This window comes from Amycolatopsis sp. cmx-11-12 (genome assembly GCF_046269425.1).
In the GTDB taxonomy this organism is placed as follows: domain Bacteria; phylum Actinomycetota; class Actinomycetes; order Mycobacteriales; family Pseudonocardiaceae; genus Amycolatopsis.
In genome coordinates this window covers 53189-68338 of sequence record NZ_JADNQM010000039.1, presented here as the reverse complement: position 1 = coordinate 68338, position 15150 = coordinate 53189, and the positions used below count along the sequence as shown (strand labels likewise).

Below are 15150 nucleotides of genomic sequence, written 5' to 3'. Positions count from 1 at the left end.
AACGATTGCCGCAGGATTCAGGAGTTCTTCCCGCAACCGAGGAGAATCTGGGCCTCCGTCGATCTTGTTAAATTCCCGTTATGGTCGATTTCGTCGTGGTTGGGGCCGGTGCGTCCGGTTGCGTCCTCGCTAACCGGTTGAGCGCGGACCCGTCCGTGTCCGTCGTGCTGATCGAAGCCGGGTCGTCCGACGATCATCCGAACTTCCAGGTCCCCGTCGCCGGGGGGAAGTTCTTCAAGACCCGGTACGACTGGGATTTCGACACCCATCAGGAGCCGCACCTCGGGGGGCGGCGGGTCTACCTGCCGCAGGCCCGAGTCGTCGGCGGCGGAAGTTCGGTGAACGGCGGCGCCTATGTCCGGGGCAACCGCGCAGACTTCGACGAGTGGGCCCAGCCTGGCTGGGATTTCTTCGGGATACTGCCGTTCTTCCGGCGCTCGGAGGACAACGAACGCGGCGAGGACGAGTTCCACGGTGTCGGCGGACCCCTGCGGGTCAGCGACGGACGGACGGGGAACCCCAGTTCCGCCGCGTTCACCGAGGCCGCGATCGAGGCGGGCTACCACCACAACTCCGACTTCAACGGCGTCACCCAGGACGGGTTCGGCGTATTTCAGGTGACACAGCGGAATGGCCGCCGGGCGAGTACCTCGTCGGAGTTCCTGCGTCCGGTGCTGGACCGTCCGAACCTCACCGTCGAGACCGACCTCGAAGTGCACCGCGTGCTCGTCGAAAACGGCAGGGCGGTCGGGATCGTCGGCAACCGGCTCGACGAGATCATCGAGATCCGCGCCGAGCGCGAGGTCATCATCAGTGCCGGTACCTACAACTCGCCGAAGATCCTGATGCACTCGGGGATCGGCCCGGCCGATCACCTCCGCGCGTTCGGTCTCGACGTCGCCGTCGACCTGCCCGACGTCGGGCAGCACCTCCAGGACCATCCGCATGTCTGGCTGAGTTTCGGCCACGACCAGCCGGTGAGCCTGCTCGCCGCCGGCGAGCCCGAGCACGCCGAGCGGTACGAACGCGAGGCGGCGGGGTTCCTCACTTCGGGCGGCCCGGAGACCGGCGGCTTCGTGACGGTCACCGGTGACGCCCCGGATCTCCAGCTCATCTGTATGCCCTTGATGGTCTCCGACGGCTTCCTCTCGCCGCCGTCCCGTCACGCGCTTTCGTTCGGAGCCTCCGTGGCGAAACCGCGCACCCGCGGGAACGTGACCCTGTTCAGCCCCGAACCCACCGCCAAACCGAAGATCGTGCAGAACTACCTCGCCGATCCGGCCGACCTGGCGATGGCGATCGAAGGCGTGCGGATCAGCCTGCACCTGTCCCGGCAGGTGGCGCTCAAGCCGTACACGCTCGACGCCATCGCGGCACCCGCCTCCGACACCGAAGCGGATCTGGAGGATTTCACCCGGCGTAACGTGCTCACCGGCCACCATCCGGTGGGTACCTGTGGAATGGGCCGCGTCGTGGATGCGCAATTGCGGGTTCTTGGAATAGAATCACTTCGTGTCGTGGACGCTTCCGTCATGCCGACGATCGTGCGGGGCAATACCAACGCCCCGGTCATCGCCATCGCCGAAAAGGCTGCGGAGTTGATTCTCCACCCGAGCATCTGAACTACGACGGCCCAAGAACTACGACGAGGAAGATCTGAGATTATGGCTGACAACACACCGCAGGCGATCGACGTGACCTTCACGGCCGAAGTCATTCCAGACAGCAACAGTGGCTGGCCGTGTGTGAACATGCCGGACTCCGCGGAGTTCTTCGGCACCGGCAAGGCCGTCAAGGTCAGCGGCACCGTGGACGGCCACGACTACGAGGCGAGCATGCTGCCGATCGGCGGCGGCGTGCACATGATGCCGCTGCGCAAGCCGTTCCGGAAGGTCATCCAGAAGGAGATCGGCGACAAGGTCACCGTGCACCTGACCAAACGGATTTCCTGACAGTACCGCGAAAAAGGGGCCGGACCGAGTGACTCGGTCCGGCCCTTTCGTTCGTCGGCTATTCGCCGCCGGTCCAGATCGGCCGCAGCTCGACGCTCTGACCGGGAGCGGCGAACTCCTCGGCGATCTCGTCGGCACGGGCCTGGTCCTTGGCCTCGATCAGGAAGAAGCCGGCGAGGTGGTCCTTCGTCGGGGAATACGGGCCGTCGCTCTTCTTCTTCGAGCCGTCCGATCCGACCTCGTAAAGGCTCGCTTTGGCGGGGTCGCCGAGCGCTTCTCCGCCGACCAGTTCACCGTTTTCGTGCAAACGGCCGAGCAGTGCCTCGAATGCTTCGAAGTGCTTCTTGCGCTCGTCCGCGGAAAGACCGGCGAACTCCGGGGTGAATTCCTCCACCGGGTGTCCCCACGGCTCGGGGTGCGAGTAGAGCAGGACCATGTACTTCATTGTTTCCCCTTCTTACTTCCGCTTGTAGGCGGCCATCGTGGCAGAACCGAATCCGGCGATCAGCACGACACTCGCGACGAGCACCCAGATGATCTCGCCGACGTCCGGGTTACCGCTCATCAGGCCGCGCATCGCGGTGACCAGGTGCGTGATCGGGTTCCAGCTGACCGCGGCTTCGAGCCAGCCGGGCATCGTGGACGGCTGGACGAAGACGTTGGACAGGAAGGTCAACGGGAACAGCGCCACCATGCTCACGCTCATCACGGTCTTCTCCGACCGCATGGAAAGCCCGAGGAACGTCCAGATCCAGGAAAGCGAGAACGAGAACACCAGCAGCAGCGCGACGGCGCCGACGGTACCGGCGACACTTCCGAGGTTGTAGCCCATGATCAGGCCGACGCCGATGATGACGACGCAGCCGATGATGTAGCGCAGGAAGTCACCGAGCAGGTAGCCGACGATCGTGGCGGGGCGCCAGATCGGCAGGGTCCGGAACCGGTCGAAGACACCCTTGGCGATGTCGCTGTTCACCGCGACCCCGGTGTACATCGTGATCATCACGACGGTGATCGCGAGGATGCCGGGGAGCAGGTAGTCAAGGTACGCCTCGGTCGAACCGCCGATGGCGCCACCGAAGAGGTACGTGAACATCACGGTCATGATGATCGGGAAGCCCGTGACGTCGAACAGCTGCTCGGGCAGGTGCTTGATCTTCAGCGCGGCCCGCCACCCGAAGGTGAGCGACGCGGACAGCGCGCTCGGGCGCTTGGGCCGGTCGACCGACGCGAGCACCGCGTCGAGCGCGGTGGGGTCGGCAGCCTTGGTCTCTTCGGGAGCCTCGGTCGGCTTGATGGTGGAAGTCATCGGTTCGCCCCTTCCTTGGCGGCGTTCTCCGTCGTCGCGGGCCGGTCGGTCAGCGCCAGGAACACTTCGTCGAGGCTCGGCTGCCCGAGCGAGAATTCGTCGACGACGATGTCGCGCAGCGAAAGTTCGTGCAGGGCCTTGGAAGCCCACTCGGCCATACCGGCGTCACCGTCCACACCAGGGATGCGGGCGCTGACAAGGACTTCGTCGTGCTCCGAAAGCGTGGGCTGCTCCAGGAACCGCGCGAGCACGCCCTGCGCGTCGACCCGCTGGTTGGCGTGCCGCAGTCGCAGGTGGATCGCGCCGACGCCGATCGACGCCTTCAACTGGCCCGGCGTGCCCTCGGCGATGACCTTGCCGTGGTCGACGACCGCGATGCGGCTGGCGAGCTGGTCGGCCTCGTCGAGGTACTGGGTGGTCAGCAGCACCGTGGTGCCGCGTTTGACGACCGCGCGCACGATGTCCCAGACCTGGTTGCGGCTACGCGGGTCGAGCCCCGTGGTCGGCTCGTCCAGGAAGAGCAGATCCGGGGTGTTGACGATGCTGGCCGCGATGTCGAGCCGCCGCCGCATACCGCCGGAGTAGTTCTTCACCTGACGACCGGCGGCCTCGGTCAGCCCGAAGGCGTCGAGAAGCTGCTCGGTGCGCGCCTTCGAGGCGGCCTTGCCGTGGCCGAGCAGACGGCACAGCAGGATCAGGTTCTCCGTGCCGGTCAGGTCGTCGTCCACCGAGGCGTACTGACCCGTCAGGCTCACGCGGGCACGGACGGCGTCCGACTCGCGCACCACGTCGTGACCGAAGACCTTGGCCTGTCCTCCGTCGGGACGCAGCAACGTCGCCAGCACCTTCACCGAGGTCGTCTTCCCCGCGCCGTTGGGCCCGAGGACGCCGTACACCGTTCCCGCGGGAACGGTGAGGTCGAGACCGTCGAGCGCGCGTTTGTCACCGTAGATCTTCGTCAACCCGGACGCTTCGATCGCGGGATCCCCGTCGCGGACCTTTGCCATGATTGAACCCTTCTGGTTCTGTTTACCTTGCATTGTGTCGACGGCGGATCACCACGAACAGTGATCAGGCCACGACCGCGATATGAAGAGTTCATGGTCACCGATCAAGAGCACGAGATCTTCTCCTCTCGTGCTGCCTCCTTTCCCGCGCGCAGTCGAGGAGATGCCTCGTGGGCGGGACAGCCGAGAATCTTCAGCATTGCCTGATGGCGCCTTAGGGAGGACGAAAATGAGCTGGTACTCCGACGATGGCCTGTGGTCGGGCTTCTCCGAGCTGATGTGGCCGCAGCGGCTGACGGTGGAGGCGGACGAACTCGTGCGCGAATCGCCGTTGCTGGCCTTCCCGGCGGGCTCGCGGGTGCTCGACCTGTGCTGCGGGCCGGGCCGGTTCGTCGTACCGCTCGCCCGTAAGGGTTACCAGGTGACCGGGGTCGACCTCAACGCTCCCGTCCTGGACCGTGCCAAGCAGGCCGCCGCCGATGCCGGTGTCCCGGCCGAGCTGGTGCAGGGCGACATGCTCGAATTCGTCCGTCCCGGCGGATTCGACGTCGTGTTGAACATGTACACGTCGTTCGGCTACTTCGACGACGCCGAGAAGAACCTTCAGGTGCTGCGCAACGCGCACACGAGCCTGGCGCCGGGTGGCAAACTGCTGCTGGAGGTGTACGGCAAGGAGATCGTCGCGAAGAACATCGGCCGCACACACGCTTTCCCGCAGCCCGACGGTATCGCGTACATGCGGCACAGCGTCCTCGACGACTGGACGAAGCTGCGCACCGACTGGACCCTGGTCGACGGCGACACCGCCCGCTCGGCGCACATCCAGTCCTACATCTACAGCGCCGCCGAACTGCGCCGCCTGTTCGAGGACGCCGGCTTCACCGACATCGAGGCCTACGGTGGCTTCGACGGCGCGCCCTATGACAAGCGCGCCAAGCGCCTGATCGTGCAGGGTGTCCGTAAGTAGCCTGCCGTCTCCGCGTGAAGGCCCCCTTCCCTCGGCTCAGTCGAGGGAAGGGGGCCTTCACGCGCTATACGTGCACCGGAGTGTCCACAAGGGACGCCAGGAGTTCCCGGACCCGGCGGTCCATGTCGTCCCGAAGCGGCCGGATGCCGGTGATCCCTTCGGTTTCCGGATCGGGGACGATCCACTCGACGTACCGCGTCCCCTCGGCGACCGGGTAGGTCTTGCAGCCCATGGTGATCACGATGTCAGCCGCCGCCACGTCCTCGTAAGTGACTTGGCTCGGCACCTCGCCTGTGATGTCGACGGCCCATTCCGCGAGCGCGCCCGCCACCAGCGGGTTGACCCGTTCCGCCGGGTTGCAGCCCGCGGACCGCACCGTCACCCGGCCGAATCCGTGATGCTTCAGCAGTGCGGCGGCCATCTGCGACCGGCTCGCGTTGTGCACGCATACGAAGAGGATGTCCGTCATCGCCCGCCCATTCTGTCGGTTCTGTGGCCTCGTAACAAGGTTACCCGTGAAAACCTCATCCATCCCGTATGAGGAAAAGGGTGGCAATCGAGGAGAACCTCATCATTCGGTCCCATTCGCAGCATGGAAGATGGGCATAGTTTACGGGCACTGTCACACTTTTCCGGTGCCAGTAAAAGACGGTGGGGGTTAACGATGACCGAGATACGGCTCAGTGGCGCCGTCATGGCGCATCCCAGACGCAGGGAAGCGGCGGAAGAGCTCGCCGGCCTCGACCCGGCGGGCGCGCTGCGCGTGGTGCTGGATCCCGAGCCGGACGGGCCGCCGACGGCGCTGCGCACGGCGAAACTGGCCTGGAGCAGCGTTCCCGAAGACGCCACGCACTTTCTCGTGCTGCAGGACGACGTCCAACTCGCCGATGGGTTCTTCGGGCACGCGCGGAAGGCCGCCCAGCGACTGCCGGACGAGGCGATCGCCTTCTACGCCAACTGGAATTCCCGCAACGGCGCGGCCGTACGGATGGCAGCGGCGGCGGGAGCGGACTGGGCGACCGCCGTCAACGAATACGCGCCCTGTGTCGCGATGATGCTGCCCGCCGCGATCGCGCGCGGTTACGCGCTTTTCGCCGACGCGCATCAGGACGGCTGGCCGTGCGACGTGCTCATGTTCCGTTATCTCCAATCCGTCGGAATGCGGATACGGATCGCCGTGCCGAACACGGTCGAACATTCCGGCCTGCCCAGTGTCGCGGGCAATGATGCCCACGGTCTCCGGCGTTCGTCGTGCTTCTCGGGTGCCGCGCCGTCGCACGTCGGCGGCGAAATCGCCGAGCACGAGGTGATTCCCTTTCACAAGCATGTGACGTCCGAATGCGTGGTGCGCGGGGACGGGTACTGGGAATACCTCGGAACAGAACGACTCCTGCGGCGATCGGGGATTTCGCCGCAGGAGTGCAGGGCCGAATTCGAACGCGGCGATGATCGTTCCGAAGGGGCATGGCAGACCTGGCTGACGGCGTTCGCCATGGGACTGTCCTCTGTGGACGCGGTCAGGAGCGAGGCGGTGGATCTCGCACTCGCGAGCATCGGCCCCGGCGGTCTCTGCGACCAGCTCACCGCCGCCGAGATCGAGGCGATCACGGCTTCGCACAACGAAGTCGCGATCAAGGGCTTCGCCACGGGACGCGCGTGGGCCGACCGTCCACGCCGTCCGCGTGCGGGAAGCGGACTCGCACTCGCGATCACCGGCCCGGGCGGCCTCCTCACCGAACACCTGTCCGGGCTACTGGCCGAACTCGGCCACGAAATCGTCGGCGGCGAAGACGCTTCCGCTTCGACGCGGCTCGTTCACCTCGGCGACGAAACGGATCCAGGCGAGGTCTTTTGCGCCATCGTCGACACCGGAGTACGCGAGCACGTCCTGCGGTTCGCGACACCGATCGGCCCGCACACTCAGGCGAACTCCCTGGTGGCGCACTGGATCCAGCTGGCGTGGACGCGCAAGCCCCTGCCGGTCGATCCCGATCGCGTCCACCAGTTCACCGACGTACGCGACATGGCGAGCGCGATCGACGCGGTGCTGACCGGCGGTCCGGTTTCCCCGGTGTACGACATCGCGACGGCCACGCTCACCGGGAGCGAACTGGCGAAGGTCGTCTGCGCTTCGGTGCGTGCCGTGCCGACCGAGACGGTCACCTCGCCGTCGGAGACGCCGGTCATGAAGCTGGGTCTCGCCGCGGCGGAACTCGGCTGGACGGCCACGATCCCGGCCGACGAAGCCGTCCGCGCTTTCGGCAAATGGCTGGCCTACGACAGGGAATGGATCCGATGAGGATTCTCGTCGCCGGTCCCGTTCCCGAAGCCAGCGACTACGGCAACGGCGTCACCGCGCGCCGCTGGGCCCATCTGCTGCGGGACCTCGGGCACGACGTCAAGGTCGTCCAGGACTACGACGGCGGGCAGTACGACCTGCTCGTCGCGTTGCACGCACGCAAAAGCGAGGCCGCGATCCGCGCCTTCGCCGCCGAACGCCCGGACGCGCCGATCGTGATCGCGCTGACCGGCACGGACCTCTACCCGGATCTGGTCACCGGGGGCGTCGACCTGACGTTGCTCGAACGCGCCGCGCGGATCGTCGTCCTTCAGCCGCAAGGAGTCCGGCAAGTTCCGCTCGCCTTGCGGAGCCGTACCAGGGTGATCACCCAGTCGATGCCGCCGATTTCGGGGGAGACCCCGTCGGAGGACCGCTTCGAGATCGCCTTCCTCGCGCACGCCCGGCCGGTCAAGGATCCGTTGCGGCTCAGCGAGGCGGTGCGGAAACTGCCGTCGTCGTCACGGATCACCGTGACCCACGTCGGCGGCGTGCGCGAGGACGACATCGGCGACCGGCTGCGCGCCGAGTCCACGGACAATCCGCGCTATTCCTGGCTCGGCCCGTTGCCGAGGCCGGAAGCGCTCGCCGTGCTCGCCCGCAGTCGCCTGCTGGTGCTCACTTCGCTGCACGAGGGCGGCGCGAACGTCGTCACCGAAGCACTCGCCGCCGGGGTCCCGATCGTCTCCACCCGCATCCCCGGTTCGGTCGGGCTGCTCGGTGAGGACTACGCGGGCTACTTCCCCGTCGGCGACACCGACGCGCTCGCCGCCGTGCTCGACGCCGCCGAGCACGACCGCGACGGGCTTTACACGCGATTGCGGTGGCAGTGCGCCACCCGCCGCGCTTCGGTCGATCCGGAGCGCGAAACCGAGGCCTGGGAACGACTGCTCGTCGAAGCGGTACCCGCGACGGCCCGATACGAGGGAGTGCGATGAAACTCAGGAAGAGCGTTCCGAAGGTCGGCGGCGGTGGGGTGCACCGGGAGTTCACCGCCGAGCAGACCTACGCGCGGATCGAGCCGCACCTGCGGCGCGCCGGGGTCACCCGGGTCGCGGAGATCACCTGGCTCGACCGGGTCGGCATCCCGGTCTACAACGCCATCGCGCCACGCTCCAACGACATCATCTCGGTCTACAACGGCAAAGGCCTGCGGAACATCGACGCCAAGACGTCCGCGGCGATGGAGGCGATCGAGCGGTTCTCCGCGGCGCTGCCGGTGCGGCCGCAGGTCATCGCGTCCTACGAGGAACTGGTCGCCGAGGGCCGCATCGTGCTGGACCCGCGCGAGAACAACGCGGAGCTTTCCATGCACTACCGCGACGATCTGCCGATCTCGTGGGTCGAGGCGTACGACCTGATCAACGAGGAGTCGATCCTCATCCCGCAGGCATCCGCCGTCTATGGGCTGAAGTTCCACGAACCTCCTTGCTACAAGGTACTTTCCACCAACGGACTGGCGTCAGGCAACAGCCTCGAAGAGGCCATCTGCCACGCGCTCACCGAACTCATCGAGCGCGACTCGATGACCAACGCCGAACTCGTGAGCAGCCAGCTCGCGCAGGTGCTGGAAAAGGGCATCTTCGTCGAACCGCAGCCCGAGCACGTCACGTCGTACCTGCGTGAGCTGCACCCGCACGTGGACCTCGAAACGCTGCCGCCGCTCGCGAAGTCCCTTGTGGACAAATTCCACGACGCCGGGCTGAAGATGCGGATCGTGCACATCACCTCGGACCTGGAGATCCCGAGCTTCCTCGCCGCCACCTCGGAGGACCTCGGCCCGACGACGTCGCAGGGACACGGCGGGTTCGGCACGCATCCCGACGCGAACGTCGCGCTCATCCGCGCCATCACCGAATGCGCGCAGGGCCGAGCTGTCGACATCCAGGCGATGCGCGAGGACATCCGGCTCCCGACCGAGAACGTGTCCAAATACCAGAACCACGTCCAGCGGTCGGCGACCATCGACAAGGGCGCGTGGGCCTGGCAGCCGATGCGCAAACAGGTCGCGTTCGACGAGATCCCGTCGTGGACCACCGATGACGTGATGACCGACATCAAGCTGATCCTGGACCGGATCCGTGCCGCGGGCATCGAACGCGCGCTCGCAGTCGACCTCTCGCCGCCGGGGATCCCGGTCAGTGTCGTGCGGGTGATCGTGCCGCGGCTCGAATCGTGGGCCGTCGACCACTGCAAGATCGGCCCGCGCGGGGCGACGGTCTGGAACAACGCGCTGGCCGAACTGTCGGCCCGCAAGCGCGCCGCCGAACTTTCCAAGCCTGCCTAGGAGATCCGACATGCGCGCAGTGGTTTTCATCGGCCCGAGCATCGACCTGGAGTCGGCGTCGGCCGAACTCGACGTCGAGTTCCTGCCGCCGGTCAAACGGGGTGACCTCGCCGAACTGCTGGCCCGCCCGGTTCCACCGGAGGCCATCGGCATCGTGGACGGCCGGTTCCTGCAGAGCCTGTGCATCTCGCCGAAGGAGGTGCTCGAAGCGATGGACCGCGGCGTCACGATGTTCGGCTCGTCGAGTATGGGTGCCTTGCGGGCGGCGGAATGTTCGCCGTTCGGCATGGTCGGCGTCGGCAAGATCTACGAGGAGTACTTCTCCGGGCGGATCGACGCCGACGACGAGGTCGCCGTCACCTACGACGAGGAGAACCTCTCGGCGTTGTCGGAACCGATGGTCAACACGCGGTTCGCCATCGCCGCCGGCATCGAGGAAGGCGCGTTCGCCCCCGAGACGGGGGAGCGGTTCCTCGAAATCGCCAAGGAGCTCTACTTCCCGCAGCGTGTCAACCGGACCGTGCTCATGTTGCTGCGCCGGGAGATCCCGGAGGACGAACACGCCAGGATCGCCGCGTTCTTCGCCGACAGGGCCCCCGACACGAAACGCGAGGACGCTCTACTGCTCCTCGCGGCCATGCGGGACTTTCTCGACCCGGCGGCCAAACCGCAGATCAAATCCGTCGACGACCGAGGTGCGCTGTGAACATCGACCCATCGCTCGCCCCCTTGGCGGGGTTCAGCCCCGAACAGCTCGAACGCTTCCTGGAGGCCGTGCGGAACTCGGCCGAAGGTGTCCAGGGCACCCTGGAGTCCCTGACCATGACGATCATGACCTCGATCGAATGACCGCCGCGCCGCTGACGGAAGAGGGTGTCACCCCGGCGAAGGCGAGCATCTTCGACAAGGAGTACCGGGCGAGCACGATCGGCTTCGCCTGCGTGATGTTCCTCGAAGGGTTCGCCGCGCTGGCGCTGGTCACCACCCTCCCGGTCGCGGTCGGCCAACTCGACGGCCTCACCGTGTACGCGCTGGCGCTGGGCGGGTTCGTCACGATGAGCCTGTTCGGCAGTGTGCTCGCGGGCGAGATCGCCGACAAACGGGGGCCACGGCTGCTGCTGATCCTCGGGCTGGGCCTGTTCCTGGCCGGACTGCTGCTGGCGGGGACCGCGACGACGGTGTGGCAACTGATCGCCGGACGCTGTGTGCAGGGTTTCGCGAGCAGTGTCGTGGTGGTCGGTCTCAACGTAACCATCGCGCAGTCGTACCCGTCGAAGCTGCGGCCGAAGGCGCTCTCGCTGATGAGCACCTGCTGGATCGTGCCGTCGATGATCGGCCCGGCGATCGCCGGAACCGTCACGGAACTGTTTTCGTGGCGGTGGGTGTTCTTCGGACTCGCGATCCTGGTTTCGGTCGCGGCGCTGATCCCGCTCGGGTTCCTGCGACGCCTCAGCCCGGTGGCCGACGGCGAGCGATCGACGCCACCCGGGCTCGTGCGGGCCGCGGCCATCGTCGCGGTGGCGGCGGGGATCCTGCACTTCGGCGCGTCGGGCCTGGACCCGCTGCATCTCGCCTTCGCCGGGGTCGGCGTGATCGCGCTGGTGATCAGCGTCCCGCGGCTGCTGCCCGAGGGGACGCTGCGCGCGGTCCGCGGCATTCCCGCCGCGATCCTGTTGCGGGGCCTGGCTTCGGGTATTTATTTCGCGCTCGAGTCCTACATCCCGTTGATGCTCATCAACCAGCGGCAGATCTCGGTCACCGCCGCCGGTATCTCCTTCACCGGTGCGACGTTGCTGTGGGCGGGCGCGGCGTGGCTCCAGGGTCATCCCTGGGCCGAGGTGCCCCGGCACAAGCTGGTGCTGCTCGGTTCCGTGGTGATCGCCGGATCCAGCGTGATCGCGGTGTTCGGCGTGCTCGGCATCGCGCCGCCGATGACCGCGAGCGCCGCGCTGATCGTCGCCGGCTTCGGCATGGGGCTGGTGCTGCCGAGTCTCACGGTGCTCGCTTTCGACCATTGCCCGCCCGAGGACCAGGGCCGTTACTCGGCCGCCATGCAGGTCTCCCAAGGGCTCGGCAGCGTCGTGATGATCGGCGCGGCGGGCGCGCTCTTCAACATCGGTACCACAGTCGGTTATCCCGGCGCCCTCGTCTACGGGGCGGTCTTCGCCTTCGTGACTCTCGTCGCGCTCCCGGCGTGCCTTTTGGCGCTGAGGACCCGCATATAGGAGGAACTCATGCAGAAGGATCTCGCGGTCATCGGCCTGGGGTATGTGGGGCTGCCGTTGGCCAGGGAAGCCATCCGGGCCGGGCTCACCGTCGCCGGGCTGGACCAGGACGAGCGTGTCGTCGCCGGGCTCAACTCCGGACTGTCGCATGTGGACGACATCCCGGACGCCGATGTGGCGACGATGACCGAAGCGGGGTTCACCGCCACCACCGACGAAGGCGTGCTGGCCTCGGCCGACGTCATCGTGATCTGTGTGCCGACCCCGCTGGGCTCCGATGGCGGCCCGGACCTCGGCGCGGTCAAGGCCGCGGCCGAGGCGGTCAGCCGCCAGCTGAAACCGGGGACGCTGGTGGTGCTCGAATCGACCACCTATCCCGGGACCACCGAAGAGGTCGTCTCGCCGATCCTGGAGTGGTCTGGCCTCCGCGCGGGTGAAGACTTCTGCCTGGCGTTCTCACCGGAACGCGTAGATCCCGGTAACGCGATCTACGGCATCCGCAACACCCCGAAGGTCGTCGGCGGGATGACGCCGTCGTGCGCCGAGGCGGTGGCGAGGTTCTACGGCCGGTTCGTCGACGACGTCGTGCCGGCCAAGGGAACCCGTGAGGCCGAGATGGCCAAGCTGCTGGAGAACACCTATCGGCACGTGAACATCGCGCTGGTCAACGAGATGGCGGTGTTCTGTCACGAACTCGGCATCGACCTGTGGGACGTCATCTCCTGCGCGGCCACGAAACCGTTCGGTTTCGAGTCGTTCAAACCGGGGCCCGGCGTCGGCGGGCACTGCATCCCGATCGACCCGAACTACCTGTCCTACAAGGTGCGCACACTCGGCTACCCGTTCCGGTTCGTCGAACTGGCGCAGGAGATCAACACACGCATGCCGCGCTACGTCGTCGAGCGGGCGCAGGACATGCTGAACGGATCCGGGAAGGCGCTGCGCGGTTCGCGGGTGCTCCTGCTCGGCGTGACCTACAAACCCGACATCGCCGACCAACGCGAGTCACCCGCCTTGCCGGTCGCGGCACGGCTGCTTTCGCTGGGGGCCGACGTCGTCTACCACGACCCGCATGTCGCCGCCTGGCGCGTGCACGGCGATGCGGTCCCGCGGGCGACGGACCTGACGGCGGAACTCGAGTCGGCCGATCTGACGATCCTGCTGCAGCAGCATTCCGCCTACGACATGGACGGACTCGCCGCCCGCGCGCGGCTGCTGCTGGACACCAGGGGAGCCGTGCCGCACGAGGCGCACGTCGTGGCGCTGTAGGGCGCGCCGCGTCCGGCTCAGAGTACGAGCCGGACGCGGTAGGCCTTGAGCCAGTCGTTGAGCTGCAACGTGGTTTCGAGCGCCGGCCGCGTGAGCCGTCCCTCGGGGAACTCGTCGGTCAGCAACGGCGAAAGCGGTTCGTCCTTCGCCAGGATCAGTTTTCGCAGCCGCTCGCGCAGGATCCGGTCGTATGAATCATCCTCAATGGACGGATACGGCGTCTTGGCCCGGCTCAGCACCTCGGCGGGGAGCAGATCCTTGCCCGCCGCACGCAGCAGGCTCTTCTCCCGGCCGTCGAAGTTCTTCATCGACCACGGGACGTTAAAGGTGTACTCGACCAGCCTGTGGTCGGTGAACGGCACGCGCACCTCGAGGCCGGACGCCATGCTCATCCGATCCTTCCGGTCGAAGAGCACCTGTGCGTGCCGGGTCAGCCCGAGGTAGGTCACCTCGCGCATCCGGGTCTCCAGCTGATCCTCACCGGCCACTGTGGACAGCCCGGAGACCGCGGAGTCGTGACTGTCGCGCTCGTAATCCCGCAGCCCGAGCTTCGTCATCAGGTCCGGCGCGAACAGCAGGTCGAGCCCCTCGTGGCGACTTCGTCCCGAATGGACCCACGGGAAGGTGCCCGACCCTACGGCGTCGGGATTCCGGTACCAGCGGTAGCCACCGAAGACCTCGTCGCCGCATTCACCGGACAGCGCCACCGTCGACCGTTCCCGGACCAGCCTGAACAACTCGTGCAGCGACGCGTGTTCGTCACCCTTGGCGATGGGAAGGTCGTACGCCGCCAGCACGGCGGATTTCACCGAAGGCGCGAGGAGATCGACGGTGGTGTGCAGAATCTCCTCGTACCTGACGCCGACGTGGTCGGCGACCAGCCGGGCGTGCACGTGATCGAGGTTGTCGCCCGGCTGATCGGTCACCTTCACCGAATAGGACCGGACGTCGGCCGTCCGCGCCGCGAGCGCGGTCAGCGTGCTGGAATCCAGCCCGCCGGAAAGGAGCGTGCACAACGGCACGTCCGCCACCAGCTGGCGGGCGACGGTGTCTTCGAGCAGCTCCCGGACCGTGCCGATCGTGGTGCCGAGATCGTCGGTGTGCTCCCGGACCTGGAGAGACCAGTACTCGCGGAGCCGGAGACCGTCGCGACCGACCCGCAGGGTGTGTCCCGGCGGCAGCTCACGCATCCCGCGGAAGACGGCGTGCCCCGGGTTCTTCGCCACCGAAAGCAGATCGCGCAGGCCGTCGGCGTCGAGGACGCGTTCGGCGAACGGGTTGGCGAGGATCGCCTTGGGCTCCGAGCCGAACAGGACGCCGTCGGGGGTGGGGTAGTAGAAGAGCGGCTTCACGCCCATCCGGTCACGGACGAGCAGCAGTTCGTCCCGGTCGCGATCCCAGATGGCGAACGCGTACATGCCGTTGAGCCGGTCGACGAACGAGTCACCCCATTCGAGGTAGGCGCGCAGGACGACCTCTGTGTCGCTGCGGGTGCCGAACCGGTGACCTCGCCCGGTCAGCTCCTCGCGCAGTTCCCGGAAGTTGTAGACCTCGCCGCTGTAGGTGAGGACGGCCGTGCCGCCCGCCATCGGCTGGCGTCCGCCGTCGAGGTCGATGATCGACAGCCGCCGGTGCCCGAGCGCCGCATGCGGTGACAGCCAGACGCCTTCCGCGTCGGGCCCCCTGTTCCGCATGGTGTCGGTCATGGCCTGGACCGTGTCCCGTTCGCGTGTCAGATCCCGCGTGAATGCCACCCAACCGGCGATGCCGCACATGCTTCCAGCGTCGCACCGGGG

At 67.0% G+C, this 15150-nt stretch carries 15 protein-coding genes; 10 read left to right on the top strand and 5 right to left on the bottom strand.

Translation table 11 applies throughout. The features are described from left to right. The first annotated feature begins 80 nt into the window (after window positions 1-80). Complete coding sequence (locus ACLARN_RS36455) at window positions 81-1622, top strand: GMC family oxidoreductase (RefSeq protein ID WP_409496031.1); 1542 nt, start codon at window positions 81-83, stop codon at window positions 1620-1622. Between the two features lie 42 nt (window positions 1623-1664). After that, window positions 1665-1952, top strand: coding sequence for a DUF1905 domain-containing protein (locus ACLARN_RS36450; RefSeq protein ID WP_076159141.1), 288 nt, complete (start codon window positions 1665-1667; stop codon window positions 1950-1952). 58 nt (window positions 1953-2010) lie between these two features. Here ACLARN_RS36450 and ACLARN_RS36445 read toward each other — a convergent pair whose 3' ends face one another. Genes ACLARN_RS36445 through ACLARN_RS36435 form a run of 3 tightly spaced genes read right to left on the bottom strand, consistent with a single transcriptional unit; the run spans window position 2011 to window position 4268 of the window. Next, window positions 2011-2397, bottom strand: coding sequence for a YciI family protein (locus ACLARN_RS36445; RefSeq protein WP_409496030.1), 387 nt, complete (start codon window positions 2395-2397; stop codon window positions 2011-2013). Window positions 2398-2409: 12 nt separating this feature from the next. Continuing rightward, on the bottom strand, window positions 2410-3261 hold the full coding sequence (locus tag ACLARN_RS36440) for an ABC transporter permease (RefSeq protein ID WP_409496029.1): 852 nt from the start codon (window positions 3259-3261) through the stop codon (window positions 2410-2412). Next, window positions 3258-4268, bottom strand: a complete 1011-nt coding sequence (locus ACLARN_RS36435; protein WP_409496028.1) for an ATP-binding cassette domain-containing protein — start codon at window positions 4266-4268, stop codon at window positions 3258-3260. Before ACLARN_RS36435 ends, ACLARN_RS36440 begins: the two co-directional genes overlap by 4 nt. A gap of 229 nt (window positions 4269-4497) precedes the next feature. Between ACLARN_RS36435 and ACLARN_RS36430 the strand changes: the two genes are divergently transcribed. After that, window positions 4498-5235, top strand: coding sequence for a methyltransferase domain-containing protein (locus ACLARN_RS36430; protein ID WP_409496027.1), 738 nt, complete (start codon window positions 4498-4500; stop codon window positions 5233-5235). Window positions 5236-5299: 64 nt separating this feature from the next. Here ACLARN_RS36430 and ACLARN_RS36425 read toward each other — a convergent pair whose 3' ends face one another. After that, window positions 5300-5704, bottom strand: a complete 405-nt coding sequence (locus tag ACLARN_RS36425) for a low molecular weight phosphatase family protein (protein WP_409496026.1) — start codon at window positions 5702-5704, stop codon at window positions 5300-5302. 195 nt (window positions 5705-5899) lie between these two features. Between ACLARN_RS36425 and ACLARN_RS36420 the strand changes: the two genes are divergently transcribed. The 7 genes from ACLARN_RS36420 to ACLARN_RS36390 are packed head-to-tail and all read left to right on the top strand — an operon-like array spanning window position 5900 to window position 13354. Continuing rightward, window positions 5900-7534, top strand: a complete 1635-nt coding sequence (locus ACLARN_RS36420) for a hypothetical protein (RefSeq protein ID WP_409496025.1) — start codon at window positions 5900-5902, stop codon at window positions 7532-7534. Then, on the top strand, window positions 7531-8511 hold the full coding sequence (gene senB, locus ACLARN_RS36415) for a selenoneine biosynthesis selenosugar synthase SenB (protein WP_409496024.1): 981 nt from the start codon (window positions 7531-7533) through the stop codon (window positions 8509-8511). Before ACLARN_RS36420 ends, senB begins: the two co-directional genes overlap by 4 nt. Then, window positions 8508-9860, top strand: a complete 1353-nt coding sequence (locus ACLARN_RS36410; protein ID WP_409496023.1) for a YcaO-like family protein — start codon at window positions 8508-8510, stop codon at window positions 9858-9860. The genes senB and ACLARN_RS36410 overlap by 4 nt, the downstream gene beginning before the upstream one ends. A 10-nt stretch (window positions 9861-9870) precedes the next feature. Continuing rightward, window positions 9871-10566: a TfuA-like protein gene (locus ACLARN_RS36405; protein ID WP_409496022.1), complete on the top strand. Its 696-nt coding sequence runs from the start codon at window positions 9871-9873 to the stop codon at window positions 10564-10566. Continuing rightward, the gene (locus ACLARN_RS36400; RefSeq protein ID WP_181770455.1) at window positions 10563-10709 is read left to right on the top strand and encodes a hypothetical protein; all 147 of its coding nucleotides are present in this window, start codon (window positions 10563-10565) and stop codon (window positions 10707-10709) included. The genes ACLARN_RS36405 and ACLARN_RS36400 overlap by 4 nt, the downstream gene beginning before the upstream one ends. After that, the gene (locus tag ACLARN_RS36395) at window positions 10706-12085 is read left to right on the top strand and encodes an MFS transporter (RefSeq protein WP_409496021.1); all 1380 of its coding nucleotides are present in this window, start codon (window positions 10706-10708) and stop codon (window positions 12083-12085) included. Before ACLARN_RS36400 ends, ACLARN_RS36395 begins: the two co-directional genes overlap by 4 nt. Before the next feature lie 9 nt (window positions 12086-12094). After that, window positions 12095-13354, top strand: a complete 1260-nt coding sequence (locus ACLARN_RS36390) for a nucleotide sugar dehydrogenase (RefSeq protein ID WP_409496020.1) — start codon at window positions 12095-12097, stop codon at window positions 13352-13354. Between the two features lie 17 nt (window positions 13355-13371). On the opposite strand, the gene asnB is transcribed toward ACLARN_RS36390, so the two are convergent. Next, entirely contained in the window at window positions 13372-15129 is a 1758-nt protein-coding gene (asnB, locus tag ACLARN_RS36385; RefSeq protein WP_409496019.1) for an asparagine synthase (glutamine-hydrolyzing), read from the bottom strand. Between the last annotated feature and the right edge of the window lie 21 nt (window positions 15130-15150).